Annotated in this window: 19 protein-coding genes and 2 tRNA genes; 6 read left to right on the top strand and 15 right to left on the bottom strand. The window is 72.8% G+C overall.

Translation table 11 applies throughout. The annotated features are described in order from the left end of the window. Positions 1-36: 36 nt before the first annotated feature. From VGP36_25350 to VGP36_25325, 6 genes are all read right to left on the bottom strand, one after another. A complete protein-coding gene (locus VGP36_25350; protein ID HEV7658040.1) occupies positions 37-456 on the bottom strand; it encodes a MaoC family dehydratase in 420 nt (139 codons plus the stop codon). A gap of 1 nt (position 457) precedes the next feature. Beyond that, the gene (locus VGP36_25345) at positions 458-910 is read right to left on the bottom strand and encodes a MaoC family dehydratase N-terminal domain-containing protein (GenBank protein HEV7658039.1); all 453 of its coding nucleotides are present in this window, start codon (positions 908-910) and stop codon (positions 458-460) included. A gap of 7 nt (positions 911-917) precedes the next feature. Then, positions 918-1,082, bottom strand: coding sequence for a 50S ribosomal protein L33 (gene rpmG / locus VGP36_25340; GenBank protein ID HEV7658038.1), 165 nt, complete (start codon positions 1,080-1,082; stop codon positions 918-920). Between the two features lie 43 nt (positions 1,083-1,125). Beyond that, positions 1,126-1,199: transfer RNA gene (locus VGP36_25335), tRNA-Met, on the bottom strand. A gap of 27 nt (positions 1,200-1,226) precedes the next feature. Next, positions 1,227-1,299: transfer RNA gene (locus VGP36_25330), tRNA-Thr, on the bottom strand. Positions 1,300-1,378: 79 nt separating this feature from the next. After that, complete coding sequence (locus VGP36_25325; protein ID HEV7658037.1) at positions 1,379-3,910, bottom strand: EAL domain-containing protein; 2,532 nt, start codon at positions 3,908-3,910, stop codon at positions 1,379-1,381. A 461-nt stretch (positions 3,911-4,371) separates the two neighbouring features. Between VGP36_25325 and VGP36_25320 the strand changes: the two genes are divergently transcribed. After that, entirely contained in the window at positions 4,372-5,694 is a 1,323-nt protein-coding gene (locus VGP36_25320) for a hypothetical protein (protein ID HEV7658036.1), read from the top strand. Positions 5,695-5,789: 95 nt separating this feature from the next. Then, a complete protein-coding gene (locus VGP36_25315; GenBank protein HEV7658035.1) occupies positions 5,790-6,593 on the top strand; it encodes a hypothetical protein in 804 nt (267 codons plus the stop codon). Positions 6,594-6,603: 10 nt separating this feature from the next. On the opposite strand, the gene VGP36_25310 is transcribed toward VGP36_25315, so the two are convergent. Together VGP36_25310 and VGP36_25305 are read right to left on the bottom strand one after the other, a co-directional pair. Next, on the bottom strand, positions 6,604-8,025 hold the full coding sequence (locus tag VGP36_25310; protein HEV7658034.1) for an NAD(P)/FAD-dependent oxidoreductase: 1,422 nt from the start codon (positions 8,023-8,025) through the stop codon (positions 6,604-6,606). Beyond that, on the bottom strand, positions 8,022-8,621 hold the full coding sequence (locus VGP36_25305) for an HAD-IA family hydrolase (protein HEV7658033.1): 600 nt from the start codon (positions 8,619-8,621) through the stop codon (positions 8,022-8,024). The genes VGP36_25310 and VGP36_25305 overlap by 4 nt, the downstream gene beginning before the upstream one ends. Before the next feature lie 152 nt (positions 8,622-8,773). On the opposite strand from VGP36_25305, the gene VGP36_25300 reads away from it, so the two are divergent. Then, positions 8,774-10,117 carry a hypothetical protein gene (locus VGP36_25300; protein HEV7658032.1) on the top strand — a complete coding sequence of 448 codons (1,344 nt, stop codon included), beginning with the start codon at positions 8,774-8,776 and terminating at the stop codon, positions 10,115-10,117. Here VGP36_25300 and VGP36_25295 read toward each other — a convergent pair whose 3' ends face one another. Further along, positions 10,118-11,032: a hypothetical protein gene (locus VGP36_25295; GenBank protein HEV7658031.1), complete on the bottom strand. Its 915-nt coding sequence runs from the start codon at positions 11,030-11,032 to the stop codon at positions 10,118-10,120. A gap of 206 nt (positions 11,033-11,238) precedes the next feature. On the opposite strand from VGP36_25295, the gene VGP36_25290 reads away from it, so the two are divergent. Beyond that, positions 11,239-12,090 carry an exodeoxyribonuclease III gene (locus VGP36_25290; protein HEV7658030.1) on the top strand — a complete coding sequence of 284 codons (852 nt, stop codon included), beginning with the start codon at positions 11,239-11,241 and terminating at the stop codon, positions 12,088-12,090. Positions 12,091-12,100: 10 nt separating this feature from the next. Here VGP36_25290 and VGP36_25285 read toward each other — a convergent pair whose 3' ends face one another. Beyond that, complete coding sequence (locus VGP36_25285) at positions 12,101-12,451, bottom strand: hypothetical protein (protein ID HEV7658029.1); 351 nt, start codon at positions 12,449-12,451, stop codon at positions 12,101-12,103. Positions 12,452-12,509: 58 nt separating this feature from the next. On the opposite strand from VGP36_25285, the gene VGP36_25280 reads away from it, so the two are divergent. Together VGP36_25280 and VGP36_25275 are read left to right on the top strand one after the other, a co-directional pair. Further along, positions 12,510-12,878 (top strand): transcriptional regulator, encoded by a 369-nt coding sequence (locus VGP36_25280; protein ID HEV7658028.1) that lies wholly within the window; start codon positions 12,510-12,512, stop codon positions 12,876-12,878. Further along, complete coding sequence (locus VGP36_25275; GenBank protein ID HEV7658027.1) at positions 12,875-13,195, top strand: DUF3817 domain-containing protein; 321 nt, start codon at positions 12,875-12,877, stop codon at positions 13,193-13,195. The genes VGP36_25280 and VGP36_25275 overlap by 4 nt, the downstream gene beginning before the upstream one ends. On the opposite strand, the gene VGP36_25270 is transcribed toward VGP36_25275, so the two are convergent. From VGP36_25270 to VGP36_25250, 5 genes are all read right to left on the bottom strand, one after another. Next, complete coding sequence (locus tag VGP36_25270; GenBank protein HEV7658026.1) at positions 13,188-13,673, bottom strand: DUF456 domain-containing protein; 486 nt, start codon at positions 13,671-13,673, stop codon at positions 13,188-13,190. The two genes, VGP36_25275 and VGP36_25270, sit on opposite strands and share 8 nt — an antisense overlap. 58 nt (positions 13,674-13,731) lie before the next feature. Beyond that, positions 13,732-13,902 carry a hypothetical protein gene (locus tag VGP36_25265; GenBank protein ID HEV7658025.1) on the bottom strand — a complete coding sequence of 57 codons (171 nt, stop codon included), beginning with the start codon at positions 13,900-13,902 and terminating at the stop codon, positions 13,732-13,734. Between the two features lie 95 nt (positions 13,903-13,997). Continuing rightward, complete coding sequence (locus VGP36_25260) at positions 13,998-15,239, bottom strand: ABC transporter substrate-binding protein (protein ID HEV7658024.1); 1,242 nt, start codon at positions 15,237-15,239, stop codon at positions 13,998-14,000. Further along, positions 15,172-16,317, bottom strand: coding sequence for a branched-chain amino acid ABC transporter permease (locus VGP36_25255; protein ID HEV7658023.1), 1,146 nt, complete (start codon positions 16,315-16,317; stop codon positions 15,172-15,174). The genes VGP36_25260 and VGP36_25255 overlap by 68 nt, the downstream gene beginning before the upstream one ends. 88 nt (positions 16,318-16,405) lie before the next feature. Continuing rightward, the coding region (locus VGP36_25250; protein HEV7658022.1) for a branched-chain amino acid ABC transporter permease at positions 16,406-16,723 on the bottom strand (318 nt) is incomplete at its 5' end.

Raw genomic sequence — 16,723 nt, 5'->3', positions numbered from 1 at the left:
CGGCGAACGAGCCGACCGGGCGAAAGGTTTCCCGGCTCAGCCGAGCCGGACGATCGCCCGGGCCCGGGCCAGCACGGTCTGTCCCCCCGAGCGCGCGGACAGCTCGACCTGGACCCGCTTGTCGGCCAGCTTCTCGCTGACCTTGCCGGTGACCTCGATGGTCGCGCCGGACCCGTCGTCGGGCACCACGACCGGGCGGGTGAAGCGGACGCCGTAGTCCTCGACCGCGCCCGGGTCGCCGACCCAGTCGGTCACCACCCGGACCACCTCGGCCATCGTGAACATGCCGTGCGCGATGACGTTGGGCAGCCCGACCGAGGTCGCGAAGCGCTCGTTCCAGTGGATCGGGTTGAAGTCGCCGGACGCTCCCGCGTACCGCACCAGATCCACGCGCTGGACCGGGAAGCTCTGGGCCGGCAGCTCGGTGCCGACCTCGACGTCGTCGTAGCGGACCATGTCAGCCTCCCGCGGTGCCGCGCGCGACCAGCGTCGAGTACGCCGTGAACACCGGCTCGCCGTCCTCGGTCAGGACGTCGCCGCGAGTGGTGATCATGTCGTTGCCGGCCGCGGCCCGGATGTTCTCCACGGTGACCGTGACGGTCAGCCGGTCGCCGGCCACGATCGGGCGGGTGCTGACGAAACGCTGCTCGCCGTGCACCACCCGGCTGTAGTCCAGGCCGAGGTCGGGGTCGGTGATGACCTGCCGGCCGGCCTCCATGGACAGCACGATGCCGAACGTCGGCGGCCCGATCACGTCCGGGTGGCCCAGCGCGCGGGCCGCGTCCGGGTCCCGGTACGCCGGGTTGGCGTCACCGACCGCGTCGGCGAACTCGCGGATCTTCTCCCGGCCCACCTCGTACACCGGGGTGGGCGGGTAGACGCGGCCGATGAACGACTGGTCGAGAGCCACGGGCGGACTACCGGGTCTCGCGGTGCACCGTGTGCTTGTTGTCGTGCGGGCAGAACTTCTTGATCTCCAGGCGGTCCGGGTCGTTGCGCCGGTTCTTCCTGGTGATGTAGTTGCGGCGCTTGCACTCCTGGCAGGCCAGCGTGATCTTCGGGCGGACGTCGGTGGCGGCCACGGGGGTGCCTCTCTCGGTGTTGCCGGGTATCCGGTCGGGTCGGTAGCGGGGGCGGGACTTGAACCCGCGACACAACGATTATGAGCCGTTTGCTCTGCCAGACTGAGCTACCCCGCCCCGCGGCAGCGGTCGGCCACCACGCAGAGCCCCCTTACGGAATCGAACCGTAGACCTTCTCCTTACCATGGAGACGCTCTGCCGACTGAGCTAAGGGGGCGAGCGGAGAAGAGGTTACACGGCCACGGGAGCCGACCGGAAACCGGTAGCGACCGGGAGCGAACAAGGGCAGCACGGGCTCAGCCGGTGAGCAGCTGCAGCCGCCGGCCCTTGACCCCGGGTTGCCCCGGCCGGATGGCCGTCCGCGCGGACAGCCAGGCGTCCAGCCGGTCCGGGTCCAGCGCCCGGCTGACCAGATAGCCCTGGATCACGTCGCAGTCGTTGCCGGCCAGCAGGTCGCGGGCCAGCTCGTCCTCGACGCCCTCGGCCACCACCCGCAGGCCCAGGCTGTGGCCCAGCTCGATGATCGCCCGGACGATCGCCAGGTCACCGAGGTCGGTGCCCATCGTGAAGACGAACTCCTTGTCGATCTTCACCTCGTCCACCGGCAGCCGGCGCAGCTGGGACAGCGAGCTGTAGCCGGTGCCGAAGTCGTCGATCGACAGGCCCGTGCCGAGCTCGTGCAGCCGGTGCAGGACCGGCTTCATCTTCTCCGGCTCGGTCATCACGCTGGACTCGGTGAGCTCGAAGGACAGCAGCTCCGGCGGCACCTCGTACTCGCGCAGCATGCCGGCGACCCGGTCCGGGAAGTCGGCGTCGGCCAGCGTGCGGGCAGACAGGTTGACCGCGACCGGGATGCGCAGGTCGCGGTCCAGCCACTGCCGGCACTGGGCCAGCGAGGCCCGCAGCACGTGGTCGGTGAGCACCCCGATCAGCCCGGTCACCTCGGCCAGCGGGACGAACCGGTCCGGCGCAACCTCGCCGTACTCCGGGTGCAGCCAGCGGACCAGCGACTCGACCCCGACCAGCTCGCGGGAGCGCAGGTTGACCTTGGGCTGGTAGCGGACCACGACCTGGCCGGCCGCCAGCGCCGCCCGGAGCTCCGTGACCAGGCGGAGCCGCTGCAGGGTCTCCTGCTCCATCGAGCGGTCGTACATGCTGATCAGCCGGCCGACGTTCTTGGCGTTGGACAGCGCCACGTCGACCCGGCGCATCAGGGTCGGGCTGTCGTCGCCGTGGTCGGGCGCGAGCGCGACGCCGACCGTGGCGGCCGCGTCGATGGTCAGCCCGGCCAGCGGGTACGACGTGGAGACCGCCTCGCGCAGGGTCGCGGCGAGGTCGGCGGCCGCCCCGGCGCCGGACACCCGGCAGGCGACCGCGAACTCGTCCGCGCCGACCCGGGCCACCATCGCGCCGGCCGGCGAGGTCCGCAGCAGCCGCTGGCCGACCAGGACCAGCAGCTCGTCGCCCCAGGTGTGCCCGAGCGAGTCGTTGACCTCCTTGAAGCGGTCCAGGTCGAGCTGGACCAGGGCCACGACGCCGTCGCCGCCCTCGTCGATGGCCGCCTCCAGGTGCTGCCCCAACCGGGCCCGCGTCGGCAGCCCGGTGAGCAGGTCGTGGTACGCCGCGTGCCGCAGCCGGGCGACCAGGTCCTGGTTCTCGATCGCGGCGGTCAGCCGGGTCGCCAGGCTGTCGGCCACCTGGACGTCCTCGGCGGTGTAGCGGGACAGCGAGTTCTGCCGGTCCGAGAACTCGAGGTGCCCGAGCGCGTTCGGGCCGGAGCGCAGTGGCACCAGCACGATCTCCCGGGCGCCGCGGGCGGCCAGCGCGGCCTCCGACTTGCGGCCGGTCAGCAGCACGCCCGAGCGCGAGTTGCGGGCCCGGGCCGCGATCGGGTCCTCCGGGTCCAGGTCCGGCGGGGTGGAGACGTGGCCGTCGCCGTCGACGCTGAGCGACAGCGGGTTCTCGCCGAACAGCCGCAGCGTCAGCCGGCTGGCGTTGAGCACGTCCCGGGCCTCGTTGAGGGCCGAGCCCAGCGGCGCGTCGGCCGAGCGGGTCAGCTCCAGCAACCGGCTGAACCCGTACACCCGGCGGAGGTTGGCGTGCTGCCGGAAGGATCGTGAGTACGTCCGGTAGGCCAGCAGCAGGACCGCGCAGAGCACCACCAGGACGATCCCGCCCCAGGCGTTCACGTCCAGCACCATGAGGATGACCAGGCCGACGGCGCCGTTCAGCGTGACGAGGAGCGACTGCAGCAGCGCCGCCATGCCGACCCTCGCCAGCGACTGCGGCCCGTCGGTCAGCGAGATGACCGCCTGCATGGCGCCGACGGTGAGCGAGGTGACGGCCGCGAGCGCCGCCAGCACGGCCAGCCAGGACAGCGGGTGCGAGATGGCGTGGCTCCGGAACGCGTAGAAGACCACGGCGGCGACCACGACCTCGGCCGAGAACAGGGCCAGGTTGAAGATCGCCTTGACCGCGGCCCGATGCTGCAGGAGCGAGACCACCACCGCGGCCAGCAGCCGTACCACCAGCAGCGTCAGCGGGTCGACCAGGAACAGGCCGAGGACGAGCGGGATCTCCGACAGCGAGACCGAGTTGTTCTGCCGCCGGAACTCGATGTGGATGTGGCTGCCCTCAGCCAGCAGGAACGCGGCGAACAGCGCGACCGGCGTCCAGGCCGGGGACGGCTGCGGATGGTGGACGCCGAACAGATCGGCGGCGAACCAGCCGGCCGCGGCTCCGACAGCCAGGATGGCGGTCAGGACGCGCGGTCCGATCCTCGACCGGACGGCGTCCCACCGTCTGGTTCGAAGTGCGGGCAGCGCCATGGTCACTCCGCAGCTGGGCGACGACGCGCTCAGGATGCCACGGCGAACCGGTGGCGCGAAGGAATCCAGGTGCCGGAGATAGCCCAGGCGCAGGCCTGAGGTAACTCAGGTCCAGCTGCCGCCATCGGTGAAGGTCCAGCTGCCGCCATCGGCGAACGTCCAGCTGCCACCGTCGGCGAACGTCCAGCTGCCACCGTCGAGGGTCCGAGCAGACATGAGGGGCTCCTTCCGTCGTCGCTGGGAGCGGCCGAACTTCTCGACCCGTCTCCGGTCCCGGCGAACGACTACAACTCCAGAGAGTAGGCACTTTAGGCCCAGGAAGGGAATTATGACGCCGGTTCGAACACGCTCCGCAACGAAACCGGCTGGCACAGTTAGGGGGTACTGAGCCGTCCCGGTGACCCCTAGCGTCTGTGTCAACGCCTTCGAGGGAACAATCCAGACGACGCGAGGAGACAACGATGGACGTCCACGACGGGCTCGGCGCCGACGGCGCCCACGCCATGTGGGAGCCCCCCGGCTACGACGACGCGGGCACCTCGACCGGCGGCACGCACGGGTACGACGGATATGGCGAGGGCAGCGGGCACGACGCCTCCGGCGGGTACGACGACACCACCGGAACGGGTGAGTCGGACAGCACCCCCGATTCGGGCACGGACGACGGGTCCGGCACCGGCACCGACGACGGAGCCTCCGGCTCCGGCGGGACCGAGGGCTCGACCACGATGACGGTCGAGGTCGACGGCGAGACCCGGCAGCTCCCGGCCGAGCAGGACTACACCGGCGACGGGCGCCCCGACGCGGCGGTCGAGACCGAGGGCGGCAAGGTCATCGTCTTCGCCGACACCGAGGACAACGCGACCGGGGACGCCGGGCCGGACGGCAAGGCCGACGAGGCGTACGTCGTGGACAAGCAGAGCGGCCAGGTCGTCGGCACGGCCCACATCGACCCGTCCTCCGGGACCTGGGTCGAGGGCTCCGAGACGGACGGGCCGAGCGCGGTCGGGACGGGGACCGACGGCACCGACGGCACCGACGGCACCACGACCGGGCAGACGGCCGGGGGCGGGACGGACGGGACCGAGCAGTCCGGCGGCGTGGTCACGGTCGAGGTCGACGGCCACCAGATCGGCGTCGAGAAGACCATCGACACCGACAACGACGGTGTCGCCGACAGCGGCGTGGTCTACGCCGACGGCAAGGCGGTCGTGCTGACCGACACCGGCGGCAGCTCCGACGCCGAGCGGGCCACGGTCGTCGACCCGCAGACCGGCCAGATCGTGGACGTGGCCCACGTCGACCCGCAGACCGGGGAGTGGGAGGAAGGCCCGGCGCCGGAGTCCGGCTCGACCGGGACCTCGACCGGGACCTCCACCGGGACCTCGACCGGGACCTCGACCGGGAGCGAGGACGATGGGACCACCGGCGACGAGACGACCGGCACGGAGACCACGGCCGGCTCCGGCAGCATGACCGTCGACATGGACGGCCAGACCCAGCAGCTGCCGGCCGAGCACGACTACACCGGCGACGGCCGGAACGACGCCGCTGTCGAGACCAAGGACGGCCAGGTCATCATCTTCTCCGACACCGAGAACAACGAGACCGGCGCGGCCGGGCCGGACGGCAAGGCCGACGAGGCCTGGATCGTGGACAAGTCCACCGGCCAGGTCGTGGGCGCCGCGCACGTCGACCCGCAGACCGGCGAGTGGGTGGACGGCACCGACACCGACGGCCCCTCCTCGGTGCCGGACGGCTCCGGCAGTGAGGCAACCAGCTGACCGAGAACGAAGATCCGGACGAGCTCGTCGACCAGGCGGCCGACGAGCTCTACGGGCTTGCCCCCGAGGACTTCACCGCCGCCCGGGACGAGCAGGTGAAGGCCGCGCGGTCGGCCGGGAACCGCCGGCTGGCCGCGGCGCTGGGCCGGCTGCGGCGGCCGACCGTCAGCGCGTACGTGCTGAACCTGCTGGTTCGCGACCAGCCCGAGGTCGGCGAGCAGCTGGTCGAGCTGGGCGCGGAGCTGCGCCGGGCCCAGGAGGAGCTGTCCGGGCCGGCGCTGCGGCAGCTGGCGACCCAGCGGCAGCAGCTGGTCGCGGCGCTGGTCCGCTCCGCCCGCAAGATCGCGAACGGCGCGGGGGTGCAGGTGAGCCAGGCCGTGGCGTACGAGCTGGAGCAGACCCTGCACGCGGCGCTGGCCGACCCGGACGTGGCCGAGGAGATCGGGGCGGGGCGGCTGACCAAGGCGGTCAGCCGGACCGGGTTCGACGCGGCGCCGCCGGAGCCGAAGACGCCCCCGACGCGGCGGCTGCGGGCGGTCCGGGACGACGAGCGGGCCGAGGACCCGGCCGTGGTCCGGGAGCGACGCCAGAAGGAGCAACGGGAGGCCGAACGGTCCCGCCTGTCCGACGAGCTGGCCGAGGCCGAGGAGTCCCGGACCGAGGCCGAGGAGGCGCTCAGCGCGGCCGAGGCCGAGCTCGAGCACGCCGAGCAGGAGCGGGCCACTGCGGCCGAGCTGGTCGAGGAGCTGCGGGAGAAGCTGTCCGCGGCCGAGGACGCGGAGCGGGCCGCGGTCCGGCAGGAACGGGACGCCGGCCGGGAGCGCGACGCGGCGACGAGGCGACGGGACTCGGCCGGACGGCGGGTCGACGATCTCACCGCCCGCATCGCCGACCTCTAGAAGCCGTCCGTCAGAGGCCGTAGGTCTCCAGGAGGCGGAGCCAGACCTCGGAGACGGTCGGGTACGAGGGGACCGCGTGCCAGAGCCGGTCCAGCGGGACCTCGCCGACGATCGCGACGGTCGCCGAGTGCAGCAGCTCGGCCAGGTCCGGCCCCACGAACGTGGCCCCGACGACGACCTTCCGGTCCTCGTCGACGACCAGCGTGGCGTGGCCCTGGTAGTCGTCGGCCAGCAGGGAGGCGCCGGCGACATTGGCCACGTCGTACTCGACGACCCGGGTGTCGAGCCCGCGCTCGCCCGCCTGGGCCGCGGTGAGGCCGACCGAGCAGACCTGCGGGGACGTGAACACGACCTGCGGCACCCAGGCGTCGTCCGCGCTCGCCCGCATCCCGGGCCGGTCGTCCGGCTTCCCGGCGGCGCGGGCGGCGATCACGTCGCCGGCCACCCGGGCCTGGTACTTGCCCATGTGCGTGAGCAGGTTCCGCCCGGTCACGTCACCGATCGCGTAGAGCCAGCCGCCGAGGGCCTGCATCGAGTCGTCGACCTGGACGTACTTGCCCGGTTCGAGGCCGACGGTCTCCAGGCCGAGCGACCCGGTTGCCGGCGTCCGACCGGTGGCGACGAGCAGCTCGTCGCCGACCAGCTCGCGGCCGTCGTCCAGGACGAGCGTGACCTCGTCGGCCGGTCGGCGGACCGCGGCCGCCTTCGCCGCGGTGAGCACGGTGATCCCGGCCGCCTCGAACGCCTTCCGCAGCAGCTCGGACGCGACCGGCTCGGCCTTGGGCAGCAGCCGCGGGCCGTGCTGGACGATCGTGACCTGCTCGGCGCCGAGGCCGCGCATCGCCTGGGCCATCTCGCAGCCGACGACACCGCCGCCGAGCACGAGCAGGCGGCGGGGTGCCTTCTCCGCGTTCGTGACCTCGCGGCTGGTCCAGGGCTGCGCCTCGCGCAGGCCCGGCAGCGGCGGCACGGTCGCGGTGGTGCCGGTCGCGAGGACGACCGCGTGGGTGGCGGTCAGCGTCCGGACCTCGCCCTCCGGAGTGCTGACCTCGACCGTCCTCTCCCCGGTCAGCCGGCCGTGCCCGCGCAGCAGCTCGATCCCGGCGCCGTCGAGCCACTTCTGCTGGCCGGAGTCGTCGTGCCCGAACGGCTTGCTCGCGTCCTTCCCGACGAACCAGTCCCGGCGCTTGAACACCGCGGCCGCGTCGAGCCGGCCGGTGACCGCCTCCCTGACGCCGGGCAGCGCGGCGGCCTGCTCGAGGAGCTCGACCGGGCGGAGCAGGGCCTTGCTCGGCATGCAGGCCCAGTACGAGCACTCGCCGCCGACCAGCTCGTGCTCGACCAGCAGGACCGAGAGGCCGCCGCGGTGGGCCCGCTCGGCGACGTTCTCGCCGGGCGGGCCGCCGCCGATGACGATCACGTCGTACGTCATGTCTCCCCCAGCAGGTCGAGGTCGGCGGCCAGCGTGGCCGGGTCGGTGAACACGAACGCGCGCAGGCCCAGCGCGGCGGCCGCGGCGACGTTGTCCGGGCGGTCGTCGACGAACGTCACGCCGCCCGGCTCGGCCTCCAGGGCCGTCAGGACCGCGGTGTAGACCGCCGGGTCGGGCTTGGCGACGCCGAGCCGGCAGCTGTAGAACCGCCGCGGCACCAGGTCGGCCCAGTCGAGCGTGTCGATGACGGTCGCCATCGCCGCCGGGCAGTTCGACAGCAGCGCGAGGTTCGTGCCGGCGCCGGCGAGCTTCTCCACCAGCCGGAGCGTCTCCTCGTACGGGTGGGACCAGCCGGCGACGTCGACCGTCTCGATCGCGTCGGCCCGGGCCTCGGTCAGCTCCCGGCCGACCACCCGGGTCCAGTAGTCGACCGGGGTCAGGGCGCCCTGGTCGTACGGGCGGCGCAGCTCCCAGTAGGCCGACCAGAACCGGTCCGCGTCCGGCGCCCCGCTCGCCGCGAACAGCGCCCGCCGGTCACTGTCGGACTGGTCCCGGCACAACACGCCGCCGTAGTCCAGCAGCACCCACTCCCCCATGCCACCCATCCTCGCAGCCCCGGGACCGGATCCTCTCGCCCACCCGCTGGTGTCATATCCCTGCGGCCGCGGCGTCTCGTGGCTAGGGTCGTGGCGCATTTGTGTCGACGGGCGGGGGACGCGTGGGCGAGGAGAGCTGGCATCAGGCCAGGTTGATCCCGACATCGGGGATCAACGGCGCTGAGGAGCAGGAGCGCCGGGCCACGTCGGCATTGCTCGCGGTCATGACCGCGGTCCGGGAGTTCGGGCGGGCGCTGACAGCGCCGCTCGGGGCTCCCGCGGGAACGGTCGAGACCTTCATCGAGGTCCCGTTCGTCCTGGGCGAGAGCAAGGTGATCCCGGACGGCCTGATCCGGGTCCGGCGCGGGCAGAAGGTCTGGAACGCCCTGGTCGAGGTCAAGACAGGCCAGCACGAGCTGGCGACCGCCCAGCTCGAGGCGTACCTGGACGTGGCCCGGGAGCAGGGCTTCGACGCCTTGATCACGATCTCCAACGAGATCCCGCCGGCCGCCGGTCAGCACCCGACCGCGGTCGACAAGCGGAAGCTGCGCCGGGTCGCGTTGCACCATCTGTCCTGGAGTCAGGTGCTGTCCGAGGCGGTCATGCAGAAGGAGCACCGCGGGATCGCCGACCCCGACCAGGCCTGGATCCTCGGTGAGCTCATCCGCTACCTGGAGCATCCGCGGTCCGGCGCGCTGGAGTTCGACGACATGGGGCCGGCCTGGGTCGGCACCCGGGAGGCGATCGTCGCCGGCACCCTGCGCGCTGCCGACCCCGGCGCCGCTCACACGGCCGAGCGCTTCGACGCTCTGCTCCGGTACACGAGCCTCAAGCTCGGGCGTCAGCTCGGCACGGAGGTCAGCCCCGTCGCGGGCCGCCGGGAAGACCCGGTCCAGCGGACGGCCGCGGCAGCCGCCGAGCTGGCTTCGACGGGTGTGCTGCGAGGCGCGATCAAGATCCCGAACGCCATCGCGCCCCTCGTCGTCACCGCTGACCTGCGGGCCGGGCGGCTCACCTGCCATGTCGACGTCGACGCCCCACGCGAGGGCCGGGCCACGACCAGGGTCAACTGGCTGGTCCGGCAGTTGCGCGCGGCTCCGGAGACGGTCCGGGTCGAGGCATCCGTGGCGCACAGCCGGGGACCAGGTGCGGCTGAGCTGCTCAAGGTCGTCCGGGCCGAGCCGGGAAAGTTGGTCACCGACCCGCACAAGGACCTGCGCTCCTTCCGGGTGGCGTCGTCCAGCTCGCTCGGCTCGAAGCGAGGTCGCGGGCGGGGCTCCTTCATCGACTCCGTGCTGGACGCGGTCGACGCGTTCTACGGCGAGATCCTGCAGAACCTCAAGGCCTGGAGCGCTGCGCCGCCGAAGCTGCGTGAGGAGCCCGAGCCGCCGACGCGGCCGGTCGCGCTGGTGTCCACGGCGCTCTCCTCTCAGGACGGGACCGAGGAGGCGCCGGCGGTGGCGCCGTTCGTGCCGGAGCCCACGTCACCGGAGTAGCTACTCGGCGCGGGTGGCGCCGCGGGTGTCCTCGCCGGGGCGGGCCTCGGGGTCGGCGAGCTGGTCGTCGCCGCGGCGCATGAGGCGGCCGATGCCGGGCAGGCCGGCGACCGCGCTGCGGAGGTCGTCGACGGCCTCGAGCAGGGCGTGCAGATCCGGCGCCATGTCGTTGAGCTTGCTGAGCAGGGGCAGGATGTCGGTGTCGACCGAGTCGGCCAGCCGGGGCAGGCGGTCGACCAGCGCGACCATCGCCTCGACCTCGTGCGGGTCGACGGTCTGGACCAGGCGGTCCACGATCGGCCGCAGGTCCTCCAGCACCGGCCGGTACGCCGCGAGCAACGCCGCCGCCGCGCGCTCCGTCTCCCCCGCACCACCCACGACCTCGGCCGCCCGCCCCGCCACGGACCCCGCCTGATCGACCACCCCCGCCGCCGTCCCGGCGACCCCGCCCGCCCGCTCGACGACACCGGCCGCCGTCTCGGCCACGGACCCGGCCCGGTCGACGACACCGGCGGCGTTCCCGGCGACCGTGTCGGCGCGCGAGACCAGCAGCGCCGCGTCCCCGGCGACGCCGTCGGCGCGAGTGACGAGCCGATCGGCGTCGGACGCAACGGAGTCGGCGCGGCCGACCAGGACGGCGGCGCTCGCGGCGACGGTGTCGGCGCGGGTGACGAGGAGGGCGGCGTCGGTGGCTACTTCGTCGGCGCGGCCGACGACGCCGGCGGCGCGGGTGGCGGCCAGGTCGGCCCGCGTGGCGATCGCGGCGACCGCGTCCAGCAGGGCGTCGACCCGGTCGACCGCGAGCTCGACCCGGCCGGCCAGCGTGAGCGCCCGGCGCGGCAGGCCGAGCAGCGCGGAGGCGGTCGAGCGGGCCGTCGAGAGCACGGCCCGCGGACCGGGCAGCAGCAACATCACCCCGCACTCATACCCACTCGCGCCGACCCCACGAGCAGGGCAGGTCCGGACGGGTGGCGCGCCAACCGTCCCGACGCCATGAAGGGCGGGGGGCGCGACCCGACGCCACCAACGGGTGGCGGGCCCCGACGGCACGAACAGCGTGGCCGGCCGGCGCGGCCGGCGAACGTCGCGGAGTGGGCGGAGGAGGCGACTACGGTGGCCGGGTGCGCTTGGCGACCTGGAACGTGAACTCGGCCAAGGCGCGGCTCCCGCGCCTGCTGGACTGGCTCGACACCCGCAAGCCGGACGTGGTCTGCCTGCAGGAGACCAAGCTGCCGGACGCGGAGTGGGACGACACCTTCAAGGCCGAGCTGGACCAGCGCGGCTACGCGTACGCGCACGTGGGCGAGGGCCGCTGGAACGGCGTCGCGATCCTGTCCCGGGTCGGCCTGGACGACGTCGAGGTCGGCTTCCCGGGGGTGCCCGGCTTCCCGGACCCGGCCGGTCCGGGCGAGGCCAGGGTCGTCTCGGCGACCTGCGACGGGCTGCGGGTCTGGAGCATCTACGTCCCCAACGGCCGTACGCCCGACGACCCGCACTTCATCTACAAGCTGGCCTGGCTCAAGGCGCTGGCCGCAGCCCTGCCGAAGGACACCGCCAGCACCGTCGTCTGCGGCGACATGAACATCGCCCCCGCCGACGCCGACGTCTGGGACATCCGCAAGTTCGGCAACTCGACGCACGTCACCCCGGAGGAACGCGAGGCCCTGGGCGAGCTGGAGGCGACCGGGCTCGCCGACGTGGTCCGGACCCGCTGGCCGGACACCGAGGGCGTGTTCACCTACTGGGACTACCGGGCCGGGTCCTTCCACCAGGACTGGGGCATGCGGATCGACCTGGTGCTGGCCGGCGCGGACGTGGCCGCCCGGATGAAGGCGGCCTGGGTGGACCGGCAGGCCCGCAAGGGCAGCGGCCCGAGCGACCACGCCCCGGTCATGGTCGACCTGGACGAGGCCCCGGACGGCGACATCGGCCCGGTCGTGCCGCCGCCCAGCGCGCCCCGCCGCAAGAAGTAGGTAAGAGCGCCTACTCCTTCGGCACCGTCTCGCCCTCGCGGACGAGCAGGTTGCCCAGCTCCAGCACCCGGGACCGGATGTCGCCCGGGTCGAGCGTCTCGCCGATGGCCAGCGCCCGCCGGCCGAGGTCGAGCAGCAGCCCGGCCACTGTCCGGGTGTTCGGGGTGTCGCTCTCCAGCTCCCCGCGCAGCTCGGCCAGCCCGCCGCCGATCTCGACCAGCGCCGGCGCCTCGGACGCGGACAGCGCGTCCTCCCAGCGGCGGATCTCGATCAGGCCGCCGGGAATGCCGAGATCGAATGCGCCGTCCTTCAGCGCGCTCACGGTCAGTTCCAGGTCGTGTTCCACAGGTCCCTCGGTCACGGAAGGAGATCATGCCCTGTCGGCGCCCGGCCCGACCAGGGCGGCTACCGTGAGGGGCGTGCTTCTGCTGCTGCGCCCCAAGTGGCTGGCGTGGCATGCGTTCGCGCTGGTCGCGACGTACGCGATGCTTCGGCTGGGGCTCTGGCAGTGGCACCGGGCGCACGCGACGCACTCGGCCCAGAACATGGGCTACGCGCTGCAGTGGCCGGCGTTCGCGCTGTTCGGACTCGCGGTCTGGTGGAAGGTCTGCCGGGACGCGGTCCACCCGCCCGAGGACGCGCCACCGGCGGAGCAGGCGGAGAAGAAGCCGGTGCGACGCCGCGCCCCGGCGCCCGCCGCCACTGTCGCCGCGGTGACCGATGAGGAGGACCCGGAGTTGGCCGCGTACAACCGCTACCTGACCCGGCTCAACGAGGGAGCGGAATGAGGGCGTCGCTGCTGTTCTACCGAGCGCTGGCGTACACGGTCGGCGTCGGGCTGGTGATCCTGGTGCTGGTCGCGGTGCCGCTGAAGTACCTCGCGGACTCGCCCACGCTGGTCGCGATCGTCGGCCCGCTGCACGGTTTCCTCTACATGGTCTACCTGGTGGCGACGGTCAACCTGGCTTTCCGGGCCCGCTGGTCGCCGGTGAAGACCGTGCTGGTGATGCTGGCGGGGACGATCCCGTTCGTCTCGTTCGTGGCCGAGCGCAAGGTGACCGCGGACGAGGAAGAGCGGGCGGAGGTCCGGCCGGCGGTCACGTGACCCAGACGCCGAGCAACCAGACCCCGAACATCAGCACGCCCGCGGTCAGCTCGATGAGCAGCCCGATCCCGATCGCGACGAGCGCGGCCCGGGTCGAGGTCCAGGCCCGGCCGGGGTCGTGCAGCCGGACGTACTCGGCCAGGTAGATCCCGAGCACGCCGCCGATCAGCAGCCCGACGACCGGGATGACGAAGAAGCCCGCGATCGCGCCGACCGCGCCGATCGCCAGCGTGCTGAACGGGGCGCCCCGGGCCGCGGCCGAGCGGGCCGGCAGCACGTACTTGACCACGGTGCCGACCACGAGCAGCCCGGTGAGCACGGCGAACACGACCCAGCGGGTGGCGCCGCCGCCGTCGGCGATCGTCCACCAGAGCCCGGCCGCCCAGATCATCAGCAGCCCCGGCAGGACCGGCAGCAGGATGCCGACGATCCCGGCCACCATGACCAGGCCGACCAGCGTCTGTGCCCCGCCGCTCATGTCGCTCCCCACCGGGACCGCGGTACGCCCGCCCCCGACAGCGGGCGTACCCAGGCGATCAGCGGCGCACCCGCCCCCGCCGGCTCCGGGAGCCCAGCGTGTACGTGGTGCCGACGCCACCCAGGTGCAGTGCGACCAGGATGAGGCCGATGAGCAGGAGCGTCTGCGGGGTGAAGGCGTCTCCGATGTTCTGGTTGGCCCAGTCGAGAATGAGTGCGAGGGCGAACACCACCGCACCGGCAATTGCGAGCATCGTCCGAGCCTTTCGGGATAAGGCCCCCGTGTGACGACCCGGTATTACCACCGGGCAAAGACGCCCCAAACTCAACCCGAGCTGGCCTGGATCACCGAGCCCTGGAGGACGAAGTCCTGGCCGGCGAACTTGGCGATCTGCATCGCCTCGATCGGGTACGGGTCGGATTCACCGTCGGTCTTGATGGTGATTCCCGGCAGCATGAGATCGGGCGTGAGGTTCAGGCTCTTCGCCGCCTGCACGAGCGCGTCCCGGGTCGGCGAGGTCATCTTGGTCAGCGCCTCCACCATCGTCTGCCCGACCAGCCAGCCGTAGACGCTGTACGGGTCGCTCGGGTCGGCGTCCGGTGCGTACTGCTTGAGGTCGGCGAGGAACTTGACCACCGCCGGGTCCTTGGACCAGCGCGGGTCGTCGGCGGCCTTGAAGTAGGCCGCGGTGACGATGCCCTGGTCGTACTGGAAGCCGACCGGCTTGAGCACCTGAGCCTTGGACGAGGCGACCGAGTTCAGGATGTGCAGCGGCTTCCAGCCGGTCTGCGCGACGGTCGCGATCGCCTGCGCGCCGGCCTTCGGGGTGGTGATGTCGAGGAACACGTCGGCCTTGGACGCGGCCAGCTTGGTCACCTGCGGCGCCACGGTCGGGTCGGTCGGCTCGTACGTCTCCTGCGCGACGACCTGGATCTGGCTGCCCTGGATCGCCTCGGTGAACCCGCCGAGCAGGTCCTTGCCGAAGCCGTCGTTCTGCAGCAGCACGGCGACCTTGGCGGTCGGCTTCACCTGCTTCAGGTACTCGGCGTAGACCTTCGCCTCGGTCCTGTACGTCGGCTGCCAGCCGGTCGTGAACGGGAACTTCGCCTGCTGCGAGCCGAACTCCGTCGCCCCGGTCGCGACGAACAGCTGCGGGACCTTCTTCTGGGTCAGGTAGTCGCGCATCGCGTCGTTGTTGGCCGTGCCGAGCGGGTTGAAGATCGCGAAGACCTTGTCCTGCTCGACCAGCTTGCGGGCGTTGGTCAGCGCCCGCTGCGGCTCGTACCCGTCGTCGTAGGTGACGAACTGGATCTGCCGGCCCTTCACGCCGCCGTTGGCGTTGATCATCTTGAAGTAGCCGTTCAGTGCCTTCGGGATCGCGCTGTACGCCGAGGCCGGCCCGCTGAAGGGGTAGCTGCTGCCGATCTTGATCGAGGTGTCGGTGATGCCGGGATCGGCCGTGCCGCCGCTCCCCCCACCGCCTCCGCTGTCGGTGCTGTCACGGCCGCAGGCCGCGAGCAGCAGGGTCGCCGCCAGTACGGGCAGGATCACTCGTCGGGACCGCATCGTGGGCTCCTCGCGCATCGTCGGGCTTGGTATCGGGATCGGTGGCGGGTTCGGGGGCGGGCGCCGGTGTGGGGCCGGCCGGCCGGACGGCCGCGGGCTCGACCACCTCGACCAGCAGCCGGCGCAGCCGGCGCAGCAGCCCGGCGGCGCCCCCGGGCAGCAGGTAGACGACGGCGATGAGGGTGCCGCCGTAGATCACGCCGGTCAGCGCCTGGTTCACGTCCCCCGCGTACTGCGGGACGAAGATCACGAACAGCGCGCCGAGCACCGGACCGGCCACGGTGCCGAGGCCGCCCACCACGACCGCGCCGAGGAACGTGAAGGACAGCAGCAGCGTGAACGACTCCGGCGCGACGAAGCCCTGCCCGTACGCGAACAGGGCCCCACCCACCCCCGCGTACGCCCCGGCGCAGGCGAACAGCAGCGCCTTCACCCGGGCCACGTCCACGCCCGCGGTCCGGGCCGCGCGCTCGCCGTCCCGGATCGCGACCAGCGCCCGGCCGAGGCCCCCCCGGGTCAGGTTGACCGCGATCAGCGCCATCACCCCGGTGACGGCCAGGCTGAGCAGGTAGAGCCACTGGTCCGGGTCGACCGGCAGCCAGGAGGGCACCGGCGGCTGCGGCACGGACAGCCCGGACACCCCGCCGGTCAGCGGCTCGGCCCGCTTGATCACCGGGCCGACCGCGACCGCGAGGGCGAGCGTGACCAGCGCCAGGTAGAGCCCGCGCAGCCGCAGCGCCGGCACCCCGAAGGCCAGCCCGAGCAGGAACGTGACCGCCGCCGCCACCGGCACCGCCAGCAGGTACGGCAGGCCGGTCTTGGCCAGCACCGCCGCGGCCGCGTAGGCCCCGACGGCGAAGAACGCCCCCTGTCCGAGCGAGATCTGGCCGCCGTAGCCGACCAGCAGGCCGAGCCCGAGCGCGGCCACCGCGTACGCCAGCGCCTGGGTGAGCTGCGCGTTCAGGACCGGGCTGGAGTTGAACGGGATCCCGACCACCAGCAGCACGCCGACGGCGATCGTGACCGCCCGCAACGTCTTGTGCCCGCGGGATCCCGCGACCACCCGGACCAGGCTCATGCCCGCTCCTCGGACAGGCTGCCGGGCGCGAGCGCCGGGCGGCCGGCCCTCGTCGCTGCCCGCTCGCGCTGCGAGCACTCGCGCTCGCTCATGCCCGGGTCACCTCCGGCGACCCGAACAGGCCGGACGGCCGCACCAGCAGGACCACGAAGATGATCGCGAGCGGGACCAGGACCTTGAGGTCGGAGCCGATCGCGTCGACGTACGTGCCGGCCAGGGTCTCGGTGACGCCGATGATCCAGCTGCCGACGACCGCGCCGACCGGGGAGTCGAAGCCGCCGAGCGCGGCCCCGGCGAAGGAGTAGACCAGCACGCCGGCCATCAGGTTGGTGTCCAGGAACAGCCGGTGCGCGACCAGGACGCCGGCCACCGCGCCGAGCAGCGAGGCCAGCCCCCAGCCGAGCAT

This window comes from Mycobacteriales bacterium, from assembly GCA_035995165.1.
Taxonomy (GTDB): domain Bacteria; phylum Actinomycetota; class Actinomycetes; order Mycobacteriales; family CADCTP01; genus CADCTP01.
The sequence above is the reverse complement of the archived record's forward strand: the minus strand, read 5'-3'. Positions and strand labels throughout refer to the sequence as shown.